The sequence below is a fragment of the Monashia sp. HAY1-5C genome, from assembly GCF_056755255.1.
In genome coordinates this window covers 1-235 of the sequence record NZ_JBPGXG010000786.1, presented here as the reverse complement: position 1 = coordinate 235, position 235 = coordinate 1, and the positions used below count along the sequence as shown (strand labels likewise).

The following is a 235-nucleotide window of genomic DNA, read 5'->3' as shown; positions in this document are numbered from 1 at the left end:
ACGCAGCACCGAGGTCGGCACGCTCCAGCTTTCATACAGCGCGGCCAGGCACAGGAACACGATCAGCAGCGACAGCGTGTACAGCAGCGGCGTCTGCGAACCGGCCTGGCGTTCCTGGTAGGACAGGGCGGTCCATTCGATCTCGAAGCCCGGCGGCAGGTCCTTGGCGATGCGTTCGATCTCGGCCATGGCATCGCCCGAGGCCACGCCCGGTGCGGGCTCGCCCTGGATTTCC

At 67.2% G+C, this 235-nt stretch carries 1 protein-coding gene; it reads right to left on the bottom strand.

Translation table 11 applies throughout. The features are described 5' to 3' along the window. Positions 1-235: efflux RND transporter permease subunit (locus ACR9ZK_RS23545; protein WP_481344328.1), on the bottom strand; the 235-nt coding region annotated here is incomplete at both ends.